The 21938-nt window shown below is 65.9% G+C and carries 20 protein-coding genes and 1 tRNA gene; 10 read left to right on the top strand and 11 right to left on the bottom strand.

Annotated features, from left to right (window positions below; all coding sequences use genetic code 11):
• The first annotated feature begins 22 nt into the window (after positions 1-22).
• Both H977_RS0110655 and H977_RS0110650 read left to right on the top strand, forming a co-directional pair.
• Entirely contained in the window at positions 23-1156 is a 1134-nt protein-coding gene (locus H977_RS0110655; RefSeq protein WP_029107850.1) for an AfsR/SARP family transcriptional regulator, read from the top strand.
• On the top strand, positions 1153-1992 hold the full coding sequence (locus H977_RS0110650; RefSeq protein ID WP_029107849.1) for a serine hydrolase: 840 nt from the start codon (positions 1153-1155) through the stop codon (positions 1990-1992). The genes H977_RS0110655 and H977_RS0110650 overlap by 4 nt, the downstream gene beginning before the upstream one ends.
• Positions 1993-2016: 24 nt before the next feature.
• Here the strand turns inward: H977_RS0110650 and H977_RS0110645 are convergent, their stop codons facing one another.
• The 3 genes from H977_RS0110645 to H977_RS0110635 form a co-directional block, all read right to left on the bottom strand.
• Positions 2017-3459, bottom strand: a complete 1443-nt coding sequence (locus H977_RS0110645) for a serine/threonine-protein kinase (RefSeq protein ID WP_029107848.1) — start codon at positions 3457-3459, stop codon at positions 2017-2019.
• Between the two features lie 84 nt (positions 3460-3543).
• Positions 3544-4005, bottom strand: coding sequence for a lipoprotein LpqH (locus H977_RS0110640; protein WP_029107847.1), 462 nt, complete (start codon positions 4003-4005; stop codon positions 3544-3546).
• A gap of 198 nt (positions 4006-4203) precedes the next feature.
• Positions 4204-4893 (bottom strand): TetR/AcrR family transcriptional regulator, encoded by a 690-nt coding sequence (locus H977_RS0110635; protein ID WP_029107846.1) that lies wholly within the window; start codon positions 4891-4893, stop codon positions 4204-4206.
• Between the two features lie 102 nt (positions 4894-4995).
• Between H977_RS0110635 and H977_RS32905 the strand changes: the two genes are divergently transcribed.
• Both H977_RS32905 and H977_RS32900 read left to right on the top strand, forming a co-directional pair.
• On the top strand, positions 4996-6471 hold the full coding sequence (locus H977_RS32905; RefSeq protein ID WP_051288782.1) for an APC family permease: 1476 nt from the start codon (positions 4996-4998) through the stop codon (positions 6469-6471).
• Positions 6464-7054, top strand: a complete 591-nt coding sequence (locus tag H977_RS32900; RefSeq protein WP_036475682.1) for a cysteine hydrolase family protein — start codon at positions 6464-6466, stop codon at positions 7052-7054. The genes H977_RS32905 and H977_RS32900 overlap by 8 nt, the downstream gene beginning before the upstream one ends.
• Before the next feature lie 112 nt (positions 7055-7166).
• Here H977_RS32900 and H977_RS0110620 read toward each other — a convergent pair whose 3' ends face one another.
• The 4 genes from H977_RS0110620 to H977_RS0110605 form a co-directional block, all read right to left on the bottom strand.
• Complete coding sequence (locus H977_RS0110620) at positions 7167-7799, bottom strand: cutinase family protein (protein ID WP_029107845.1); 633 nt, start codon at positions 7797-7799, stop codon at positions 7167-7169.
• A gap of 61 nt (positions 7800-7860) precedes the next feature.
• A complete protein-coding gene (locus H977_RS0110615; protein WP_029107844.1) occupies positions 7861-9033 on the bottom strand; it encodes a Fic family protein in 1173 nt (390 codons plus the stop codon).
• A 133-nt stretch (positions 9034-9166) separates the two neighbouring features.
• Positions 9167-9240 (bottom strand) — tRNA-Leu (locus H977_RS0110610).
• A gap of 70 nt (positions 9241-9310) precedes the next feature.
• Complete coding sequence (locus tag H977_RS0110605) at positions 9311-10333, bottom strand: zinc-dependent alcohol dehydrogenase family protein (RefSeq protein WP_231395931.1); 1023 nt, start codon at positions 10331-10333, stop codon at positions 9311-9313.
• Positions 10334-10544: 211 nt separating this feature from the next.
• On the opposite strand from H977_RS0110605, the gene H977_RS32895 reads away from it, so the two are divergent.
• The 3 genes from H977_RS32895 (at position 10545) to H977_RS0110590 (ending at position 14179) form a co-directional block, all read left to right on the top strand.
• Positions 10545-10874 carry a nitroreductase family deazaflavin-dependent oxidoreductase gene (locus H977_RS32895; RefSeq protein ID WP_051288781.1) on the top strand — a complete coding sequence of 110 codons (330 nt, stop codon included), beginning with the start codon at positions 10545-10547 and terminating at the stop codon, positions 10872-10874.
• A 99-nt stretch (positions 10875-10973) separates the two neighbouring features.
• Positions 10974-11681, top strand: a complete 708-nt coding sequence (locus tag H977_RS0110595) for an ABC transporter ATP-binding protein (RefSeq protein ID WP_502691161.1) — start codon at positions 10974-10976, stop codon at positions 11679-11681.
• Positions 11678-14179 carry an FtsX-like permease family protein gene (locus tag H977_RS0110590; RefSeq protein ID WP_029107841.1) on the top strand — a complete coding sequence of 834 codons (2502 nt, stop codon included), beginning with the start codon at positions 11678-11680 and terminating at the stop codon, positions 14177-14179. Before H977_RS0110595 ends, H977_RS0110590 begins: the two co-directional genes overlap by 4 nt.
• Here H977_RS0110590 and H977_RS0110585 read toward each other — a convergent pair.
• The 4 genes from H977_RS0110585 to H977_RS0110570 all read right to left on the bottom strand — a co-directional run bounded on the left by H977_RS0110585 (position 14166) and on the right by H977_RS0110570 (position 17408).
• Positions 14166-14789, bottom strand: a complete 624-nt coding sequence (locus tag H977_RS0110585; RefSeq protein ID WP_029107840.1) for a class I SAM-dependent methyltransferase — start codon at positions 14787-14789, stop codon at positions 14166-14168. The genes H977_RS0110590 and H977_RS0110585 overlap by 14 nt on opposite strands.
• Positions 14776-15357: a DUF4389 domain-containing protein gene (locus H977_RS0110580; RefSeq protein WP_029107839.1), complete on the bottom strand. Its 582-nt coding sequence runs from the start codon at positions 15355-15357 to the stop codon at positions 14776-14778. The genes H977_RS0110585 and H977_RS0110580 overlap by 14 nt, the downstream gene beginning before the upstream one ends.
• Before the next feature lie 10 nt (positions 15358-15367).
• A complete protein-coding gene (locus H977_RS32890) occupies positions 15368-16612 on the bottom strand; it encodes an FAD-dependent oxidoreductase (protein WP_051288815.1) in 1245 nt (414 codons plus the stop codon).
• Positions 16613-16676: 64 nt separating this feature from the next.
• Positions 16677-17408, bottom strand: a complete 732-nt coding sequence (locus tag H977_RS0110570; protein WP_029107838.1) for a type III PLP-dependent enzyme domain-containing protein — start codon at positions 17406-17408, stop codon at positions 16677-16679.
• 621 nt (positions 17409-18029) lie between these two features.
• On the opposite strand from H977_RS0110570, the gene H977_RS35225 reads away from it, so the two are divergent.
• Genes H977_RS35225 through kdpB form a run of 3 tightly spaced genes read left to right on the top strand, consistent with a single transcriptional unit; the run spans position 18030 to position 21938 of the window.
• Complete coding sequence (locus H977_RS35225; protein ID WP_019347277.1) at positions 18030-18119, top strand: potassium-transporting ATPase subunit F; 90 nt, start codon at positions 18030-18032, stop codon at positions 18117-18119.
• Positions 18119-19789, top strand: coding sequence for a potassium-transporting ATPase subunit KdpA (gene kdpA / locus H977_RS0110555; protein ID WP_029107837.1), 1671 nt, complete (start codon positions 18119-18121; stop codon positions 19787-19789). The genes H977_RS35225 and kdpA overlap by 1 nt, the downstream gene beginning before the upstream one ends.
• Position 19790: 1 nt before the next feature.
• Positions 19791-21938 (top strand): potassium-transporting ATPase subunit KdpB, encoded by a 2148-nt coding sequence (gene kdpB / locus H977_RS0110550; protein ID WP_029107836.1) that lies wholly within the window; start codon positions 19791-19793, stop codon positions 21936-21938.

Here is a 21938-nt window from a genome sequence, read left to right as displayed (position 1 = left end):
CCGAACACCGGGAAGGCTTGTGATGGGTGAACCTCGTCTCGGGTTCGGCCTGTTGGGTCCGCTGCAGGTCACCCTGGACTACAGCCCCCTGGCGTTGGGTACGCCCAAACAGCGTGCGGTGCTGGCGGTCCTGCTCATCAACCGCAATCGGGCGGTCAGCACCGAATCGTTGATCGATGCGGTCTGGGACGGTGAGCCGGTGCCCGCGGCCCGTGCCACCATCCACACCCATGTGTCGAACCTGCGTCGCCTGCTCGGCGGCTCCGAACGGGAAGCCCGTTCAGCACTGGTCAAAGCGGCTCCCGGTTATCGACTCAACGTGGATCCCGGCAGTTGCGATCTGGACCGGTTCATCAGTGAGAAGGCCGCCGGCCTGAACGCCGCTGCCGCGGGACGTTTCGAGCGGGCCGGTACGCACCTGTCGGCGGCGCTCGCGCAATGGCGCGGAGACGTCCTCGACGATCTGCACGGATTCAGATTCGTCGACACCTTCGCCTCGGCCCTGGCCGAAGACCACGTGCTGGTACACACCAGCCGCGCCGAGGCCGAGATCGCCTGCGGGCGGGCCTCGACCGTCATCGCCGACCTCGAAGAGCTCGTCGCCCGGCATCCGTACCGGGAACCGGTGTGGGCCCAGTTGATCACCGCCTACTACGTCGCGGAGCGGCAGTCCGACGCGCTGGACGCCTACCGGCGGGTCAAGTCAGTACTGGCCGAGGACCTCGGCATCGATCCCGGGCCGACGCTCAGCGCACTGCATGCGCGCATCCTGCGTCAGGAGCGGCTGGACATCCGGCAGGCCGCCATGGCCACCGCCGCGCGCACCGTGAGCGCCGGACTCACGGCCGGCGGGAGAGTTTCGACGGCCGCCGCATTGCGCGACGGCGCAGGACACCGATATCCGTTGCAGCCGAACATCACCCGCATCGGGAGGTTGCCCGACAACGACATCGTGCTCGCCGACGCCGAGATCAGCCGCCATCACGCGGTGATCATCGACACCGGAGGCAGTTTCGTGATCACCGACCTGCAGTCGGCCAACGGTGTGCAGGTTCGGCAGGAACGCATCCGCCCCAGCGCCACCCTCGGCGACGGTGACCGTGTCCGCATCTGCGGCCATGAGTTCACCTTCGAGCTTGAAAGCGCTGCGCCGTGAAATCCGCTCGCAACGGCCGGCTATGGGTCCTGGTCGCGGTCTTCGCGGCGATCGCGCTCACTGCGGGGGTGATCATCGGGACACATATCGGGGGCCGCCCGAACGCACGCAGCTCTGCCCCCACCGCGTCGCTCGCCACGGAGTTCGCGCAGCTGGAAACGCAGCTGCATGCCGTTGCGGGAATCGCGCTCAGCGGCGTCGGACCCGGCCACGAGCCAATGTCGTTGGGCCAGTGGCAAAGCGGACCGGCATGGTCGACCATCAAGGTGCCGTTGATCATCGCCGCGCTGCGCGCGGAGGTGCCGCCGCAGATCACCGACGCCATGACCGCGGCCATCACTGAATCCGACAATGCCGCGGCCGAATCGATCTGGGACAGCCTGGGCACGCCGGCAGAGGCCGCACGCAAGGTCGAAGCGGTGCTGCGGCAGGCCGGTGATCCGACGGTCGTCCAATCACAACGTGTCCGCCCGGAGTTCAGCGCCTCGGGGCAGACCGACTGGTCGCTGACCGACCAGGTGCGGTTCACCTCGGCCGCGGTGTGCGACAAGGAGAATGACCCCGTGTTCGACCTCATGGGCCGCGTCCAACAAGACCAGCGCTGGGGCATCGGCACCGTGGTCGACAGCCGGTTCAAGGGCGGCTGGGGACCGTCACCGACAGGCGGTTACCTGGTCCGTCAGATCGGTGTGGTGACCACCCCGGGCGGTACAGTGGCCGTCGCCATAGCGGCGCTGCCGTTCTCGGGGAAGTTCGAGGACGGCACCGCGGCGCTCACCACGATGACCGACTGGCTGAGCCAACGGCTGGGCGCCGTGCCGGCCGGGCACTGCTAGGGCTGCGCCTAGGGGCTGCGCCGATCACCACAGATAGACGCGGGCATTCTTGCCACCCGTGCAGGTGATCCAGCTGTCACCTGGGGACTGCCGGCAGTGCATCAAGAAATTGGATCCGTCGCACAATGCGCCGGGCACCGTCCCGCAGTCCACCGCCCCCGGTGCCGAGACGGCGCGCGGCAGCGGGCTCGCGTTGCCGTACTCGGCCCAGTACGACGTCAGCACGCTGTTGGTGAAAAGGCATGAGGTTTCGGGGGTTCCGCGCCCGGCGCGGCTCGCGAACCCGGTGGCGGTGGTCGCCGCGAAACCGTCATCACACGACTGGTGCAGGCTGCTCTGATCGGGACCGGTGATCAGTGGCGGCACCGGGCCGTCTGCCTGCGCCGTATCTCTCTGCGACGCCGACGGCGGCGGTGCGTCCGCGGATTGTCCGGCGTTGTTGGCGAGCATGCCGATCACGACCCCGATGCCGCCGAGGATCAGCGCGGCCGCCACCGCGATGACGGTGGGCAGTACCCATCCCCGCCTGCGAGGTTCTGAATGGGCGGGCTCCGCAGCGGACTGCGTCGGGATCGGGAAGCTGGCCGGGCCGGCAAAAGGCGCCGCAAGGGTCGGCGCCTGGTGCGGCAGGGTCGCCGGCGCAGACCCGGCCTGCAGCGCCCGTTGCGCGGCGCGCCCCAGCCCGCCCGTCGTCCCGTAGCGGTCATCGGGATCCTTGGCCATGCCGCGTGACACCACATCGTCGAAAGTCGTGGGCACGGCCGGATTTGTGATGCTGGGCCGCGGCGGTGGCGCCGAGACATGGGCGGCGAGCACGGTTTCCAGGCTGTCACTGATGAATGGCGGGTGGCCCGTCAACGATTCGTACAACACGCACGCCAGCGAGTACGTATCGACCGCCGGTGTCACTACCTGGCCGGTGAACCGTTCGGGCGCCATGTAATTCAGCGTCCCGATGCGGGATCCTGCTGTGGTCAACCGGGTGTCACCCTGACTCTCGGCGATGCCGAAGTCGACGAGGTAGGCGAAATCGGCCGGGGTGACGATGATGTTCTGCGGCTTGATGTCGCGATGGATCAGCCCGGCGGCGTGTGCCGCGTCCAGGGCCGCCGCGATCTGGATGACGATGGCCACCGCACGCGCCGGCTGCAGTGGGCCGTCCGCAGTCAGGTCCGCCAGCGTCGTCCCCTGCACCAGCCGCATGTCGATGTAGAGGCTGCCGTCGATCTCGCCCCAGTCGTGAATCGGGATGACATGGGGTTCCTGCAAGACGGCGGCCGCGTGCGATTCCCGCTGGAACCGGGTGCGAAATGTGACGTCTCTGGAGTACTCGTCGGCGAGGATCTTCAAAGCCACGACCCGGTTCTTCTCCGCATCGAAGGCCTCGTACACCTCCCCCATCCCGCCCTTGCCGAGCAGGCGCGTGATCGAGTACTTGCCGAACGTCGTACCGACGCGCGAATTCACTGCCGATCCCCCTGGTCTTTCGATATAGACGAAGTATCGCCTGTGAGCCCACCGGATGCAGATGATTGCCGACCATCCGGCCTGTCAGGGGCTCCCGAGCGCAGGCACCGTGTCGGACGAGCCTTTCGGCCGCTGATAGCCGGGGCAGGTGACCTCGATCTTCACCTGGCGCCACCCGGTCCCCCTATCGTCGGCGGGCATCCGTCCGCTGATCGTGTACGCGTCGTCGACCTTGATCGCCGTCATCTCACGAGAGTCCTTGGTGAACCCGTTGGCTTCCGGGATATGAAAGCCTGCTGCCGTGACGACCAGGCGGTGTGCCGTCGTCAGCATCACTCGAACGCTTCGTCTGTGGTCCGTTGCCGATGGCGAGGCGTAGATCAGCAGGTTGCCGTCAGGGAACCTGGTGCAGGTGACCTGCGCGGCCAGGGTGTGGATGTCACCGTCGAGCACGATCTTCACCTCGGACATGCCGGCCCCGGACGTACAACCCACCAGGAGTGCGATCGCAGCCGTCGGCGCCGCGATGCCGACGCGGGCACGCATTCGTGAAGTATGAGCGCGGTGCGGTGCCGGAGCGACCGGAATGCCGGACGGGCGGCACACCTACGACGCCATCGGGTCAACCGGCTGCGAAAACCGCTGCCTTTCCGTTTGAGGACTTCTGCGCAGCCACGCCGTGAGTCCGACGGCATGCGGTTGCGGCAAACCGGCAACAATCTCCAAGTCACGATATCGAGGGGCTCACCGCAGTTCTGGGGCCGACGGAGCGCCCAAGGATTCCCACAGGGCTCTCGCCTGCCCAACAACGGCAGCGAGTCTGTCTACTCGGCCTGCCAGGCGCAAACAACCCAGTGCCAGCTCGTGCGGGGTGTCGGCGCTCAGTTGTCCGTCGGCGCGGATTGCTGCGATCGACTCGACGAGTCGAAACGGATGATCCGCCGCGGCTGCTACCCCCGTGTGAGTGGCCACTGACTCGGTGAACTCCCGGTAGTGCCCCCGGAGCTGCGCTCGCATTTGGTGCGCGGGATGGAAGGCCGCAGAATTCGCTTCCGGCAGGGCGAATAGCACGCCCAGATTCCAGCGCCACGTCGCCAGGACATTCGCGTCGTGAAAGGCCAGTGCGTAGAGGCGCGCGGCGGCATCGTCCGCGGTGTACGCCTGGACACCCGCCAGTGCCTCGGCGGCCTCGAGAGCAGGGCACACCAGCGCTTCCAGCAGACTGCCCAGGATCTGTTCCTTGGAACCGAAGTGGTGGTACAGCACGTTCTGGCGCACCCCGACCGCTTCGGCGATCTGCCGGGTCGTGGTGCCGCCGAAACCTTGCAAAGTAATCAATTCCGCTGCTGCGTCCAATATTTCAGCGCGAGTGTTGCGCCCCTCCCGGGTTGGGCTTGTCGACCGGGGCCGTCCACGTCCCTGCACGCTCCTCATCGTGGCACACCAGACACCGCCGTTACGCGCTGTTAACGCACGGTACGTGTCCGTAACGCGAGGATTATCAGCGCGCATCATCGATATCCTTTTATAGGTCGTGTGACCAATATTCTGGATCCGGAAACAGATTCCCCACCGATGCCCGCCGCCGGGGATGATCACCTCGCCGACCAAAACCGGCGAAGGGACTTCACCCTCGGCTCGGTGTTCGCCGTAGCGTTCGCCTTCATCTCCCCGATCATCGCGTTGTACGCGATCTTCAATATCGGACTGCTCACCGCAGGGCCCTCCTTCTGGTGGGCCTTCGCCGTCGTGCTCGGCGGCCAACTGTTGGTGGCCCTGATCTTCGGTGAGTTGTCCAGCAGATGGCCAGAAGAAGGTGGCGTCTACGCGTGGTCTCGACGGCTGGTCGGTGACCGGTACGCGTGGCTCGCCGGCTGGGTCTACATCTGCACCCTGATCACACTCAACGCCGCAGCGGCCTTCTCGGCCAGCGTATTCGCCGCCACCGTCTTCGGATTCGCCGAGGCGGACATGCAAACCCGAGTGGCCTTCGCTGTCGCTGTAACACTGATCGCCACCCTCGTGAACGTTCTCGATCGGCGAATCCTCAAGGTGTTCATCGTGCTGTCCATTGCTTGTGAGGTCATCGCGAGCCTTATCGTTGGCACCATCCTGCTGGTGTTCCATCGCCAGAACGATTTCTCGGTGCTACTCAACGGGTTTCAGGACGGCGGCACAGCTTTTGTGCTCGGACCGTTCCTCGCCGCGGTAGCCATCGTCGGATGGGCATTCATTGGATTCGAGAGCGCCGGTGACCTCGCCGCCGAAGTCAAACGCCCTGAACACAATGTGCCGCTGGCACAGATCGCGTCCCTGATGCTGGTGGCCGCGACCGTCATGTACGCCGGCCTGGCGCTGATCCTGGCGGTCCCGGACCTTGACGCCGTGGCCGCCGGCGGCGGCGACGGCGACGGCGACGCGATCTTGGCCGCCCTGGCCGGCAATCTGGGACCTGAAGTGGTGGTACCTATGTCGGTCATCGTCTGCATCGGGTTCACTGCCGGCATCGCCGCAGTGAGCAGCGCGTTGTCTCGCACGGTGCACGCCCTCGCTGTCAGTCAATCACTGCCGGGTTCCGCACGCCTCGCCAAACTGTCACAGCGAGATGCCCTACCCCGCAACGCACTTCTGCTGACCGCGACGGCCACCTGCGTAGTGCTGCTGCTGTCGGTTTCGATCGGCTTCTTCGACGTCATGATCGCAATGTCCACCGGCGGCTTCTACATCGCTTTCCTGCTACCCGTGGCCGCCATGCTCGTCACGCGACTGCGCGGCATGTGGGTCGCCAGCCACTTCACACTCGGCACCGTCGGCGGCTTGATTGTCAACGTGTTGGCCGCGGTGTGGTTGGTGGGCCAGATCGTCAACATCTCCTGGCCCCGCGACACCGGGGCACCCTGGTATGTCGAATGGGGATGTGTGGTGATGTACGCCATCAGCGGAATGCTCGGCACCGCGATCTTCCTTCACCGCAGGCACCGCATCACGGACGAGGTGACCACCCGTGCATAACATCACTACTCCCACCTCGGACACGGTTCTCATCTGTATCGACGTCCAGCGCGACTTCGTCCCCGCTGCGGGCGGCAACGAGTCGCCCGAAGTCAGCACCATCAGATCGCTGGTTCACGATGCGCGGGCGCGCCGGATCCCGGTGGTCTTCATCCGCGAAGTTCACCATCCCACCTTGGTGGACCTGGGTCGTGAGGTCGACGGCGCCGAAGAATTGCACTGCATCGACGGGACGTCCGGAGCCGAGTTCATCGACCAGTTCGGCCCGCTGACAGGTGAATACGAAGTTCGCAAACGCCGCTACTCGGCCTTCTTCAACACGGACCTCGACACCATACTCCGCGGGTACAAGGCCACCACGGTTGTTCTGGTCGGTGGGCTGACCGATGTGTGTGTGCATTACACCGCCGTCGATGCCCATCAACACGACTATCACTTTCGTGTTGTCGCCGACGCGGTCTACGGCTCATCCAAAGCCGCCCATACTGCCGCCCTCAACGCCATGGCCTATCTGCAGACCAGTTCTGTTATCGACGCCCGGCAGGCTGCGGAACTCTTCACCGGGGCACAGGTCAGAGTTTGAACCGGCCTGGCGCGCGGCCTTGCTTATGCCGACTGCGGCGGCTCTGTGGCACTCCGAGATCCTGGAATCTATCCGGCGACTGGGTCCTGTCGAGCTAAAAGGTGCTACTCAGTTAAAGCCGGCCCGCAACGAAATCGGCTGCCTGCACGACCTTTCCCGACTGCACATAGGACACGTGGGCGCCCATGTCCCAGCCGCCTTCCCAGCAGATCGGGTCGGCCTCGTTGCACTGGTCGATCGAGTTGGCGGCGTATTGAGGAGCGAGCGTCGGCAACGGCATCCCGGAAGCCAGGAGGCCCGAGAAACTGGTGCGGGGCGTACCGAACAGTGCGGTGGCCGCCACATGATCGGCGGTCTGGGGAGACGCTGCGGTGGTGGCCTGTTCGATGACGGCCGCGCCCTGCGAGTAGCCGCCCAGCACCATCTTGGTGTTCGGACAACTGGCCGCGATGGACTCGATCAGGGACCGCGCCGCGTCGGTGCCGGCCGGGGTGCTGTTGTGGAAGTCGTTGTTGGCCGGGTAGTCCACCGCGGTTCCGTCGACGGTGCGCGGTGCCACCCGGGCCCGCAGGTCGTCGACGAACGGACCGCCGACACTGCCGAGGCCGGGCGGCTCGTTGGTGCCACGGGCGAACACCACCTCGACGTCGGGGCACGGTGCCGCTGTGGCCGAGGCGGGCGTAACCGTCGGGAAAGCTGCGGCGAATGCCGCAAACGCCAGAATCAAAGCAGGCTTGCTGGTCATACCGACCGATCGTAGAGCCGCGCGAGACAAGCCTGCCGGATTGGGCCCGACAAACTTGCGGTCAGCCTCGCCGCCCAGCACGTTCGGCGAAAGCGTCGAGCGCGGCGAGCACTTCGGGAGAACGCCACACTCGATCGCGCGGCCCATTGGTCGTCTCGACGAGGATTCCCGCGTCGGCAAGGGGGTTGAGGTATCTGTGGGCATTGGTGGACTTGATGCCCAGTTCCTGGGCCAGGAGAGGAGCGTTCACGACCGGACGGCGAGGCAACAAATCTGCAACCTTCCACACCGCCGAGTCCGACCGGGCCGTGATCACGTCGTTCCAGCTCTCCCGAATCTCACGAAGGTCCGCGACCAGTTGCCGCCCGTTGGCAATTGCCAGGACGGTGGCCTGCGAGAAGCGCTCGACGATCGGCGCGGCGTCACCATCGCGATAACTGGTCAAGGCGGCGAAGTATGCGCCCGTGTCTGCCAGCAGCGCCGCCGATACCGGCACTGTCACCTGGCGCGTCAGACCCTTGTTGCGCAACATAGCCTGCACCAATGCGCGACCGGTGCGCCCGTTCCCGTCGGTGAACGGGTGGATGGTCTCGAACTGGGCATGGCCCACCGCGATCTGCGGAAGTGTGGGAACGTCGGCTCGCTGCGCGAAGGCGATCAGGTCGCGTATCGCGCTAGCGATCAGCTCGGGGCGCGGGCCAACGAATGTCGCGCCGATGGGCGTGGAGCCACCGCCGATCCACACCGACTCGGTGCGGAATTCGCCTGGCGTATGGCGTGATTCATTCACCATCAACACGCGGTGCATTTCGCGGATGGCGTCGGCGTCAACGGAGTCGGACAAGGCGACCGCTGGCTGCATCGCGGCGGTGTTGGCGACGATCATCTCCGCATTGCGCTTGGCCTTGCCACCGGGCAGCTCGGCCTCGGCGATAGCGCGGGCCGAAGCCGTCAGGTTCTCGATCTGCGAGCTTGCGGCCGACTCCGACCGCAGCAAGACTGCGGCGAACGGTGCGATTTCGCCTCCGAGTTCGGCGTCGAAACGGGTGATCTCGTGGCTGGCGGCCTCGGCGTCTGCGGACACGGAAGGCGGCAACTCCAGAACCAGGTCAACGATGCTGGCCGGCACAGCGGGGTGGTAGGTGCCGTACTTGGGCCTCGCCGCGCTTGCGTATCGCCTGTCCCCCGGTTCCCAGCGAACCTTCTCGTAGGTGACTGGACGAAGTGAAGTCACAGGCCTAGCTTAACCTCACTTATGTGAATAAGTGAGGTTAAAGGAGCCGGTTGACTTCACTTGACGCAGAAAGCGGCAGTGCCGGCGCTGTGGGGTTATGCGCAGCTGACGTCACAATGCTGGAGAAGAACTGTGCCCCCAGTCGGACTCGAACCGACACTGTGCGGATTTTAAGTCCGCTGCCTCTGCCAATTGGGCTATGGGGGCGTCGCACGAGAGCATATTTCAGATCGGTTCGTCGTCATCAGACCGCCCTCACTACCGCCCTACCTGTCGATCAACCCACCTCGACGACAATCTTCCCGGACGGGCCGCGATCGAGCTGGTCCAGCGCCGCCGGTAGATCGTGTAACGGATAGCGTGCCCCGATCACGGGCTTCGTCCCCGTACTGTCGATTGCGCTGACCAGTTCACTGAGTGCGCGCCGGTGCCCAGTGCCGATACCGTGAATGGTGATGTCTTTCATCAGTATTGGCATTACCGGTGTCGTTACCTCGAACCCGTCGAGCGCCCCGATGAGATGGATGTGGCCGCCGACCGCGACCACTTGCGCCGCCTTGCCGAGATGCGCGCCGCCGACGAGCTCCAGCACGTGGTCCACACCGCGGTCGCCCGTCAGCCCGAGAATGGTCTCAGTCCAGTCAGCGCTGCGCCGATCCACGACATGGTCTGCGCCCAGTTGTGCGACTCGGTCCAGTTTGTCCGCACTGCCCGACACGATGACCTCGGCGCCATGCATCTTCGCGATCTGGACACCGAACAACGCGACACCACCGGTACCTTCGACCAACACGACATCACCGGCCCGCACATGACCACGTTCCACCAGCGCGAACCACGCCGTGAGCCCGGCGACCGGCAGCGTACTGGCCTCCGCTGGCGACAGGGTCCGCGGAGCCCGGACAACCCAATCTTGCGGCAGCGCTACATATTCGGCGAGCACTCCGGGGTAGAAGCCACCGAGTGTCCAGTAGGAGGGTGTCCGTGCGTCACCCGCCCGGGCGCCGTCGAGCCAGTCCGGAGTGAACACCGAGATCACCTGATCGTCCACGGCGAATCGGGTCACCGAGTCGCCGGCCACGACGACGGTCCCGGCGAGATCGGACCCCGGGGTGAAGGGGAATTCCAGCGGTAGTCCGCGGCCCGTTTCGATCACCATCTTGTCGCGATGGTTCAGGGAAACCGCGGCCACCTTGATCAGGACTTCGCCGGGACCGGGTTGCGGGACGGCCACCTCACGCAACCGGAGCGCGTCGCGGCCGATTCCGTCCATCTCCCAGCGGCGCATGATTTCAGCCATGAGCCGCTGCAACCAGGTCGGACAGGCGCATATTCCCCGGGAATGCCGAGCCGCGTGCCGGAACCACGGTCGGCGCAGATGAGGTTGCGCAGGTTTGATTGAATGAGGCCGCAGGGCTGAACAGCGACGGGGGCCGCATATGCCGAGCAGTATCGCGAATTCGATTGCCGTAGTTGCCGAATGGATTGCATCGGCACTAGGACCACAGGCCATGCGGGTGATCGCCCGCTTCAACAAGTACGTCACCAACCCGCTGCAGCGACTGTGGGCGCCCTGGTTGCCGTACATGGCCGTCATCGAGCACACCGGCCGCAAGTCGGGCAAGCCGTACCGCACGCCGGTCATGGCGTTCATCGACAGCAAGTCCGTCTCGGTGGTGCTGAACTACGGCGAGCATTCGGATTGGGTGCGCAATGTCCGGGCCGCAGGCGCCGCTGAGGTGGTGCACCGCGGCCGACGCTACCGGCTGACGAATCCCCGGATCATCCCGCCCACCGACCAGAAAGCCCGGTTGGTCGCCTCCTTGGCGCCACGAATCTGAGGTTGTGTGCGAGTTTCGGCCAGGATCTCGCACACAAGTTCAGGTTCGGCGAGGCCAGCGGGCGTAGGCTCCCCATATCCCGACTCCCGGGAGGCTGCGATGCCCGAACTGGCCATCGAACTGCGCGACGTGGTCCGCGAGTACAAGGTCGGCGGCCAGACAGTGCGCGCCCTCGACGCGATCACCCTGCAGCTCAACGGCGGGCAGTTCGTCTCGATCATCGGCCCCTCGGGCGCTGGTAAGAGCACGCTGCTGCACCTGCTCGGCGCGCTGGACTCCCCCGATTCGGGCTCGATCACCTTCGACGGCGAGGAGATCGGCCGCCTGGGCGACGAGCAGCAGTCGGCGTTCCGCCACCACCGGGTGGGCTTCGTCTTCCAGTTCTTCAACCTGTTGCCGACACTGTCGGCCTGGGAGAACGTGGCCGTCCCGAAGCTCCTCGACGGGGTCAGGCTGGGCAAGGTCAAACCCCAGGCCGTGGAACTGCTGGACCGCGTGGGCCTGGGTAACCGGACCGAGCACCGGCCCTCGGAACTGTCCGGCGGACAGATGCAACGCGTCGCGGTGGCGCGGGCCATGATGATGGACCCGCCGCTGATCCTGGCCGACGAGCCCACCGGCAACCTCGATTCGACGACGGGCGCGGCGATCTTGGCGCTGCTGGCCGAGGTCGCCCATGAGGAGGGCCGTGGCCGGCTGGTGGTGATGGTGACCCACAATGCCGACGCTGCGGCAGCCACGGATCGGGTGATCACCTTGCAGGACGGTCGGCTGGGCTCCGACGAGATGTCGGTGGTGCCGGGGTGAGACCCCACCACGCGATAGCGGCCGCAGCCAGCCGGCTTCGCGTGTTCAGCCTGCGTGAACTCACCGTGCACCGACGGCGCACCATCGCCTCGATCGCCGTAATGGCAGTGTCGGCAATGTATCTCGTCGCGATCCTTGGCATCTTCGGGTCGATCACCGGGTCGGTCAACCGCCTGGCCGATGGCGTCGCCGGCGTCGCCGCGCTTGAAGTCTCCGGTGTCACCGACTCGGGATTTGCTGAAGCCGTGCTGACCGACGTGGCCAAGGTTCCCGGCGTCGCGACCGCCGCCCCGATGATCCGGATGTCCGCGCCCACTGCGACTGAACCGGTGCTGCTGTTCGGCGCCGACGACCGCAGCCGCGCCTTGGAGGGCGCGCTGAAAGATGCCGTCGGGGTCCAGGTCCAGGCGCCGACAGCAGCCGAGGGCGTGCGCGTCGGGCCCGCTGTCGGTCACGCGAAAGGCGAGACGTTCCAGCTCGGCTCGGGAACGGTCACCGTCGCCGAAGTGCTTGAGGGCAAACAACTCGCGGACCTCAACGGGGGCCACTATGTGCTGGCTCCACTTCCGTTGGCCCAGAACGTCACCGGACGCCTTGGCCAACTCGATTCGATCCTGATCACCGCCGCACCGGGTGCCGACCTCAACACCGTGCGCGAGCAGGTCACGAAAGCCGTGAACGGCCGGGCCATCGTCGCGGCCCCGAGCTTGCGGGCGGCCCGGGCCGGTGACGGCGTCAAGCTGATGAACTACATGGCCTTGATGGGCGCGGCGGTCGCGTTGGTGGTCGGTGCGTTTCTGATCTACACGACGATGACCATGGCCATCGCCCAGCGCCGTCCCGTCATCTCGATGCTGCGCGCCATCGGTGGTCGCCGCACCACCATCGTGCGCGACATGTTGGCCGAGGCCACGATGCTCGGGCTGATCGGCGGCACCATCGGCTCACTGTTGGGAATAGTGCTGGGCCGCATGGCGATCGGTCGCCTGCCACCGACGGTGACCCAGGGCCTCGAAGCCCGCATCGAGTATTGGCTGCCCGGCTATGCGATCCCGGTCGCCATCGCGGCGACGGCGTTGACGAGTGTGGCGGCGTCGGCGATGGCGGCCCGGCAGGTGTACAAGGTCTCGCCGATCGAGGCGCTGGCCCCGGTTGGGGTGTCGGCCGCGGACAACGTGCCGCGCTGGCTGCGCATCGTCACCGGATTCGCGGCGGTGGCCGTGCTGGCGGCGTCGATCCTGGTGGTGTTCTACCTGCCGGGCTCAATGGCTTTCGTCGCGATCGCCGCCCTGTTCACCGCGCAGATCGCACTCGGCTTCGCGCTCGCCGGGCCCATTGTCAGAGCCACCGCCGCCGTCGCGCGCCTGTTCGGCTCGGCCGGCGCGCTGGGTGCGGCAACGGTCGAGCGGGCTCCACGGCGGGTGTGGGCCACCGTGATGACCGTGCTGATCGCGGTGGTGACCACGGTGGTGATCACCGGCACGAACAACGACATGATCCGGTCGGCACGCGACGTCTTCGCCCCGGTCGCCGACGTCGATGTCTGGGTGAGCGCCAATTCCCCCGACCAGTACCCCACTGGCCTTCTGCCACAAGGACTTACCGAGAGTGTCACCGAGGTGCCCGGAGTCGCGAACGTCACCGAAGGCGCCCTGGGATTCGCCGTCGTCGGCGGCACGCGCGTCATGCTCGACGGCTTCGCCCCCGGCAGCCACGAGGCACTCTTCCAGGCCCTCGACGACCAGACCCGCAGCGACGTGCTGGCGGGCCGCGGCGTGGTCCTCTCACAGAATCTGGGCAAGACCCTCAACGTCCGGGTGGGCGACGACCTGCAGTTGCAGACACCGCACGGCCCGAAGCAGGCGAGAGTGCTGGCGCTGGTGCCCTACTTCTCGACAGTGATCGGCACTGTCGGGATGGGCCTCGACCAGATGCGGGCCTGGTTCGACCGGCCAGGGTCGACGACGCTGCAGGTCACCGCAGTCAAGGGAACGGACGCCGATCGGCTGCTCGCCAACGTCCGTCACGTCGTCCCCGCACCGAATCACACCTACGACGGCCGCACCGCGCTGGCCGGTCTTGAGGCCCCGCTGCACCAGAGCATGCTGATCGCCAACGCGGTGTGGATCATCGTGGTGTTCGTCGCGGCCGTCGCGCTGTTGAACACGCTGACGTTGTCAGTGCTGGAACGGCGGCGCGAGATCGGGGTCCTGCGGGCGATGGGATCCAGCCGCCGCTATACGTTGGCCATGGTGCTGGCCGAGGCGGCGGCCATCGGCATCGTGGGTGGTGTCCTGGGACTGGGGGTCGGCCTGGTCGACCAGTGGTTGTTCAGCCTCGTCAGCGGGGACATCATGAATTTCGACGTCACGTTCCGGCCGAGTCCGATGGCGCTGGTGTTCACCCTCGGCGCCCTGGCCATCAGTCTGCTGGGGTCGGTGCCGCCGGCGCGACGAGCGGCGCGGCTCAACATCATCGAGGCCGTCAACGTCGAATAGTCGCGACACCCCGCAGATGTGGTGTGCACGGTGGTGGCACCAGTGTCCGGCGGCTGCTGCGCAGCCGGCTCGTGTCGAATCCTGCTGCGGCGATGGCCTCGACGGTGCGGCGGTTCGGCTCGCAGCCCGACGACAGCCATGACCACGGTCCCGCGATGAGGTCCTGGAATCGCCCCATCAAGCCGTCACCGCGCACGTGCTCCAGAACGACCAGCCGGCCATCGGAGGTCAGCACCCGCCGAATCTCGGCGAGGGTGGCGGCCACATCGTCGACCGAACACAGCACCAGACCGACATGGACCGAGTCGAAACTGTTGTCCGGGAACGGAATCAACTCACCGGATCCATCGACCACATCGACGTCGATGGCGTGGCGCCGGGCCAGGGCGCTCGCCATCCGGCGCATCGCGGCATCGGGCTCCACCGCGGCCACCGACGTCACCAGAGCGGGCAGGAACAATAGATCGGTTCCCGGGCCGAGCCCCACCAACAACAACCGGCCGGTGGCATGGCTCATCGCCTCGCGGCGGTACCGGCGATAGAACAGCCGGTCGAACACCGGCATCCCGAAGCGATAGACATACGGGAACAACGGATTACGACGCCTCACACCGCGCCCCCAGATCCATCCGAAACGGCGGATATTCGTCGCTCATCAGCGACACGTACACGGCCACGCGATAGCGCCACCGCACCATGCCCATCAGAAAGTCGAACATGGCGTGCGAAATCGTGCCTCTGGCCAACAGACGCACCGCGGAGATGACGCACAGCACCTGCAGGAGCGGCTCCATCGCCCAGCACACGATGATCTGCGGTAGCGCCAGCAGCCACCACTTCACCAGAACCGCCCCTCGGGACAGCTGTTCGGGATAGTCGACCTCGAGATCGCCCGGATAGTCGGCCCTGGCCTTGAGTGTGAACGGCGGGTACTTGTCGGTGCTGTTCATCGGGAACCGGTAATTCATCACCCGCCACGACCAGCGCAGGACCCCGACGTTGAAATCGAAAAGCGGCCGCGGAAACCGGCCGGTGAACACGATGGCGACACCGGCGGCAAGGGTCACCACCGGGTACACCAGGTACAGGCCGATCAGTATCGGGTAGTGCGGCACGGCCAGCACACACCATTTGACGAGCCACAACCGGCTCGACGGCGCGTCGATCGCGCCCCACACCCGCACGGCCTCAGCAGGCATGTTCACCCCTGTCGGCTCCCGGCGCGGCGGCGAGATCCCGATTGATCTCCGCCGCCAGCCGGCGATGGCTCACAGCCCGCAGGAACGTCGACAACACCCACGTCATGACCCGGTCGGGCACCATCGCCGCCGGCCGCAGCACGAACTCGCCATGCGAAACCTGCAGCGACGCCACCCGGGACACCGCCGCGACCCGGCGTCGGCGGGTCTTCTCATACCAGCGCAACGCACCGGACACATCGCCGTTCGCACTGTGCCGGACGTCCGAAATCGCTTTGCACAGCACCATCGTGTCGAGCAACGCCTGGTTGGTTCCCTGTGCCAGCGTCGGCGGCATGGTGTGGGCAGCGTCGCCCAACAATGTCACCGCTCCGTGTCCCGGGCTGGGGACGGGATGCCGGAAGTGTGGATACGGCGAACGAGCCAGGTCGTCGTCGGTCAACGTGACCAGCAATCGATCCACCAACTCCGACCATCCAGTGAAGTTCGCCCGGACCACATCGATGGGGCGTTCCGGCCGGACAAAATCCGGCGACCACGGCAGGTCGAACCACCACTGCACCTCGGTGCCCCCGGCCGGCCACAGGCCGAGATTGCCGCGCTCCCCGACGATGACGAAGGCGACCCGGCGATCCGCCCCGTCCGGAAGCGCGGCCAGCCCTTGCCAGCTGCACCACCCCGTCGGCTCGGCATGCGCCGCGCCGACGATCTCGCGGACCCTGGAGTGTAGGCCGTCCGCCCCGATCACCAAATCTCCTGCCACACAACGTCCGTCGGCGAGATCGACTCTCGCCCCACTGCCGCCGTCCGCCACGCCGACCACCTGGGCGCCGCACCGAATCCGTTCGGCCGGAAAATCTTCGAGCAATCGTTCGAGCAGAACCCGGCGCGGGACCATGCGAACCGGCGCACCCATCCGGTTCACGATCGCGGTCACGTCGAGGGTGGTCATCGGGCGGCCCGACGACGTCATGACCCGCACCGTGGACAGCTGCTGACCGGCGCCGTTCATACCGACGCCGAGCTGCCTCAGCACGCTTTCGCCGTTCGACCAGATGGTGACGGCGCCGCCACCCGCCCGCACTTCGGGGCGCTGCTCGAACACCGTGACGTCGTGGCCGTCGCGGAGCAAGCCCCGGGCGATGGAGATCCCGCCGACCCCTGCGCCGACAACGAGGACCCTCAGCGGCCTTTTCGGCGCTGGCTGGACGTGGTGCCGGCTCTGGGGCCGTATAGAGCCCACGGCTCAATTTATGTCCGGTGCGGTCCCGCTGTACAGGGCTGTTGCCGGGCCGGCCCTAGAACCGGGCGTCCTGCCCAGCTGCCACAACCACCACCGGCCGCGGAAAGCGCAGCGTCGCACAGGCATCGTCGACCGTCACCTCGATGGCCCGGCCCAGCTCGGACAGACGGTCAGGCGTGGCGCCGAAGGCCAACCCGCCGCCGACCCACAGTCGGGCGAGAACCACCCCATGCCTACGACGAATATCGGCCATCTCCGTGATCACATCACCGACCACCTCTGGGAGTGCGGTGAAACAGTCTTTGCCCGAATCGATTTCGCGATACAGGCCGACCAGATCGAGACGCGGCCCGTCGATCACCGCCTTGACCGCATCAGCGTTCGTCGAACCGAGGATGACCCGTTGCCGACGATGCCGCACGGCGCAGGAAACCAGTAGGTGAATGTGCTCGACGCTGCTGACCACCAACCGTCCGACGCCGAGGTTGGCGCTACAGAAGACCACCTCATCACCACTGAACCCATCGGCGTGCAGCACCAGGCGCATCGGATGAATACCCGTTCCGATCGCCACCGCGAGATCACCACCGTCGCGCACCTCGACACTCAAACCATGATCGCGTGCCCATTTGGCCACGTTGGGATCCCGAAGAGCGCGGGCGGGAAGGGCAAGCTCGACAGGATCGAGCGCGCGGCAATACGTCGCGCATCGCCGCATGGCCTCCCGCTCGGACGACTGCGGCACCGTCGCCGAAGATGTGGGCCAAAACCCTGTCGTCAATGTCACCAGAACCTCTTCTTCACTGCGCCGCGACCCGGTGCCGCATGCGCCTGCTTCGAGCCTTACGCTGCCGCGACGGCCGGGCCAGGATCCTTGCGGTGTCTTGATGCGCCACGGTCAAATATTCATGCGGCCTTGACATTTCGGAGTACTGATCGCTTGGTTCTGATACTGTGCCAGCCCGACGCGCCGCACAGTCGCCTCAGCCCGATACTTCCGCCGACGGATATCGGGCGTAAATGACATTGCGGTATTGAGCGTTAATGCCGCCGTCACGCATTCATCGCGCCGCGGTTCGGACAATGAGAGCCGGAACACGTCGCAACGAATCCGATGGTGAGGATGCATTTCCCATGTCTCAGCCAGGTGTTGCTCGCGCCCTCGTCACCCCCTGAGACGCGGGCTTTCCTGGGTCCCGGGCAAGAACTCGTAAAGGTCCGGCAGCCGAGCGTAAAGAAGACATAAAGATCATGGCCGGCCACCCGCAGCGGACGCACCCTTGATCAGTCGCCGAGAGCCGGCGGCGTGAAAACGTGTTGGAGAACCCATGTCCGTAGTGGTGTTCATCGTGCTGACAGTGGCGATCTTTGCGCTGCTGGGCCTGGTGCAGAAGTTGGTCGAGGGCCTGTGAGCTACGAAAACGTCGTCGGCCTGGGCCTGGCGATCCTGATCGCGCTGTTTCTCTTCGCGGCGCTGCTGTTCCCGGAAAGGTTCTAGTGACTACTACAACCGCGGGCATCGTCTTCCTCGTTGTCCTCATCCTCGCCGTGGTGGCCGTCCACGTACCGCTCGGCGATTACATGTACCGCGTCTACACGGCCGAGAAGCACTCTCGTGCCGAACGCCTGATCTACCGCCTGATCGGCGCCGACCCGAAGGCCGAACAGACCTGGGGCGCCTATGCCCGCAGCGTGCTGGCCTTCTCCGCGATCAGCATCCTGTTCCTGTTCATCTTGCAGCTGCTGCAGGGCAAGTTGCCGCTGCACCTGAATGATCCAGGAACCCCGATGACACCGGCGCTGGCCTGGAACACCGCCGTCAGCTTCGTGACCAACACGAACTGGCAGGCATACTCAGGTGAGTCCACCCAGGGCCACCTCGTACAGATGGCCGGCCTGGCGGTACAGAACTTCGTCTCGGCCGCGGTCGGCATGGCCGTGGCGATGGCCTTCGTCCGTGGCCTGGTCCGGCGCAACACCGGCGACCTCGGCAACTTCTGGGTGGACCTGGTACGCGGCAATCTCCGTATCCTGCTGCCGATTTCGGTCATCGGCGCGCTGATCCTGGTCGGCGGCGGAGCCATCCAGAACTTCGCGCTGCACACCGAGGTCGTCAACACGCTCGTGGGCGGCACTCAGACCATTCCGGGTGGCCCGGTCGCCAGCCAGGAAGTCATCAAACTGCTCGGCACCAACGGCGGCGGCTTCTTCAACGCGAACTCCGCGCACCCGTTCGAGAACCCCACCACCTGGACCAACTGGGTGGAGATCTTCCTGATCCTGATGATCCCGTTCTCGCTGCCGCGGACGTTCGGACGGATGGTCGGCAACCCCAAGCAGGGCTACGCGATCGCCGCCGTGATGGCCGTGATCGCCACCGTCAGCGTCAGCCTGATGATGCTGTTCCAGCTGCAGGCCCACGGCACTGTCCCCACCGCCGCCGGTGCCGCGATGGAAGGCGTCGAGCAGCGGTTCGGCATCGCCAACTCGGCGGTGTTCGCGGATGCGACGACGCTGACGTCGACCGGTGCGGTGGACTCGTTCCACGATTCGTACACCAGCCTCGGTGGCCTGATCACGATGTTCAACATGCAGCTCGGTGAGGTGGCGCCCGGCGGCGTCGGCTCCGGCCTGTACGGCATGTTGGTGCTGGCGATCCTCACGGTGTTCGTCGCAGGTCTCATGGTCGGGCGCACCCCGGAGTACCTGGGCAAGAAGATCACCCCGCGGGAGATCAAGCTCGCCGCAACGTATTTCCTGATCACCCCGTTGCTCGTGCTGACCGGCACCGCAGTGGCGATGGCGATGCCCGGGCAACGGGCGGGCATGCTCAACACCGGACCACACGGCCTCTCGGAAGTGCTGTACGCCTTCACCTCTGCGGCCAACAACAACGGTTCCGCATTCGCCGGCATCAGCGTCAACACCGAGTGGTACAACACCGCGCTCGGTCTCGCGATGGTGTTCGGCCGGTTCCTGCCGATCATCTTCGTGCTGGCGCTCGCCGGATCACTGGCCAAACAGGGCAAGACACCCGAGTCCATCGGCACATTGCCCACCCATCGACCCCAGTTCGTCGGCATGGTCGCCGGCGTGACGCTGATCCTGGTCGCCCTCACCTTCTTGCCCATGCTCGCGCTCGGGCCCCTTGCTGAAGGAATTCACTGAAATGTCCGTATCCACTCTCGATTCACCGTCGTCCGCGCAGCGGAAACCCAGTAGTTCCAACCAGATCAAGGGCGGCCTACTCGACCCGAAGATGCTGTGGCGCTCGATGCCCGACGCGCTGCGCAAGCTCGACCCCTGCACGCTGTGGCGCAATCCCGTCATGTTCATCGTCGAGATCGGCGCCGTAGCGGCAACACTGGGCACCGTTCTGAATATGTCGTGGTTCTCCTGGCTGATCGTCATCTGGCTGTGGCTCACGGTGATCTTCGCCAACCTGGCCGAGGCGGTCGCCGAGGGACGCGGCAAGGCCCAGGCCGAATCGCTCCGCAAAACCAAGACCTCCACCATGGCCCGCCGACTGACCGGATGGGCGCCGGGTACCGCTGGGAGCGAAGAAGAAGTTGCCGCCCCGCTGCTGCAGCAGGGTGACGTCGTGGTGGTCGAGGCCGGCCAGGTCATCCCCGGCGACGGTGATGTCGTGGAAGGCATTGCCTCGGTGGATGAATCGGCGATCACCGGTGAATCGGCGCCCGTCATCCGGGAGTCCGGTGGCGACCGGAGCGCCGTCACCGGCGGCACCACGGTGCTGTCCGACCGCATCGTCGTCAAGATCACGCAGAAGCCCGGTGAGAGCTTCATCGACCGGATGATCAACCTCGTCGAGGGCGCCAACCGGCAGAAGACCCCCAACGAGATCGCGCTCAACATCCTGCTGGCCTCGTTGACGATCATCTTCGTCTTCGCCGTCGCCACCCTGCAGCCGCTGGCCATCTTCTCCAAGACCAACAACCCCGGCGTCGCAGACACCCTGGCACTCAACGGAAACGGCATCTCCGGCATCGTCATGGTGTCGCTGCTGGTGTGCCTCATCCCGACGACGATCGGCGCTCTGCTCTCGGCGATCGGCATCGCCGGCATGGACCGCCTGGTGCAGCGCAATGTGCTGGCCATGTCCGGCCGCGCCGTCGAGGCCGCCGGTGACGTCAACACCCTGCTGCTCGACAAGACCGGCACCATCACCCTCGGCAACCGCCAGGCCGCGGCGTTCGTGCCACTGTCCGGTGTCACTGACGCCCAACTCGCCGATGCGGCACAGCTGTCGAGCCTGGCCGACGAAACCCCCGAGGGCCGCTCGATCGTGGTGTTCGCCAAACAGCAGTACGGCCTGCGCGGCCGCACACCCGGCGAACTCGACAAGGCGTACTGGGTGGAATTCAGCGCCAACACCCGGATGTCCGGCGTCGACCTCTCCGACGAGCACCGGCTGCGCAAAGGCGCTGCGGGCGCCGTCGCCGAATGGGTGCGGACCGAAGGAGGCCGGGTACCAACCGAACTCGGCGACATCGTCGACGGCATCTCCGCCGCGGGCGGCACCCCGCTGGTGGTCGGCCATGTGTTCAACGGCCATGCTGAGGTGCTCGGCGTCATCCATCTCAAGGACGTCGTCAAACAGGGCATGCGGGAACGCTTCGACGAGATGCGCCGCATGGGCATCCGCACCGTGATGATCACGGGCGACAACCCGTTGACCGCCAAGGCCATTGCCGACGAGGCCGGTGTGGACGACTTCCTCGCCGAGGCCACGCCCGAGGACAAGATGGCGCTGATCAAGAAGGAGCAGGCCGGCGGCAAGCTCGTCGCGATGACCGGTGACGGCACCAACGACGCCCCCGCCCTGGCCCAGGCCGACGTGGGTGTCGCGATGAACAGCGGAACCTCGGCGGCCAAAGAGGCCGGCAACATGGTGGATCTCGACTCCGACCCCACCAAGCTCATCGAGATCGTGGAGATCGGCAAGCAGTTGCTGATCACCCGCGGGGCGTTGACCACGTTCTCCATCGCCAATGACATCGCGAAGTACTTCGCGATCATCCCGGCCTTGTTCGTGGCCCTGTTCCCCGGCCTGGATCTGCTGAACATCATGCGCCTGCACAGCCCGCAGTCGGCGATCCTGTCCGCGGTGATCTTCAACGCGATCATCATCGTGGTGCTGATCCCGTTGGCACTCAAGGGTGTCCGCTACACACCCAGCAGCGCATCCAAGTTGTTGAGCCGCAACCTGTATGTCTACGGCCTGGGCGGCATCATCGCGCCGTTCATCGGCATCAAGCTGATCGACCTCGTCGTCCAACTCTTCCCGGGAATGTGA

The organism is Mycobacterium sp. URHD0025, from assembly GCF_000426065.1.
Taxonomy (GTDB): domain Bacteria; phylum Actinomycetota; class Actinomycetes; order Mycobacteriales; family Mycobacteriaceae; genus Mycobacterium.
Note: the sequence above shows the minus strand (reverse complement) of the source record. Positions and strands in the feature narration are given on the sequence as shown.

Bases quoted from the DNA above. Each gene is read 5' to 3' on its own strand.
- H977_RS0110655 (WP_029107850.1), top strand. From the start codon at position 23: ATGGGTGAACCTCGTCTCGGGTTCGGCCTGTTGGGTCCGCTGCAGGTC.
- H977_RS0110640 (WP_029107847.1), bottom strand. From the start codon at position 4,005: ATGCGTGCCCGCGTCGGCATCGCGGCGCCGACGGCTGCGATCGCACTC.
- H977_RS0110635 (WP_029107846.1), bottom strand. From the start codon at position 4,893: ATGAGGAGCGTGCAGGGACGTGGACGGCCCCGGTCGACAAGCCCAACC.
- H977_RS0110620 (WP_029107845.1), bottom strand. From the start codon at position 7,799: ATGACCAGCAAGCCTGCTTTGATTCTGGCGTTTGCGGCATTCGCCGCA.
- H977_RS0110605 (WP_231395931.1), bottom strand. From the start codon at position 10,333: ATGGCTGAAATCATGCGCCGCTGGGAGATGGACGGAATCGGCCGCGAC.
- H977_RS32895 (WP_051288781.1), top strand. From the start codon at position 10,545: ATGCGGGTGATCGCCCGCTTCAACAAGTACGTCACCAACCCGCTGCAG.
- H977_RS0110595 (WP_502691161.1), top strand. From the start codon at position 10,974: ATGCCCGAACTGGCCATCGAACTGCGCGACGTGGTCCGCGAGTACAAG.
- kdpB (WP_029107836.1), top strand. From the start codon at position 19,791: ATGTCCGTATCCACTCTCGATTCACCGTCGTCCGCGCAGCGGAAACCC.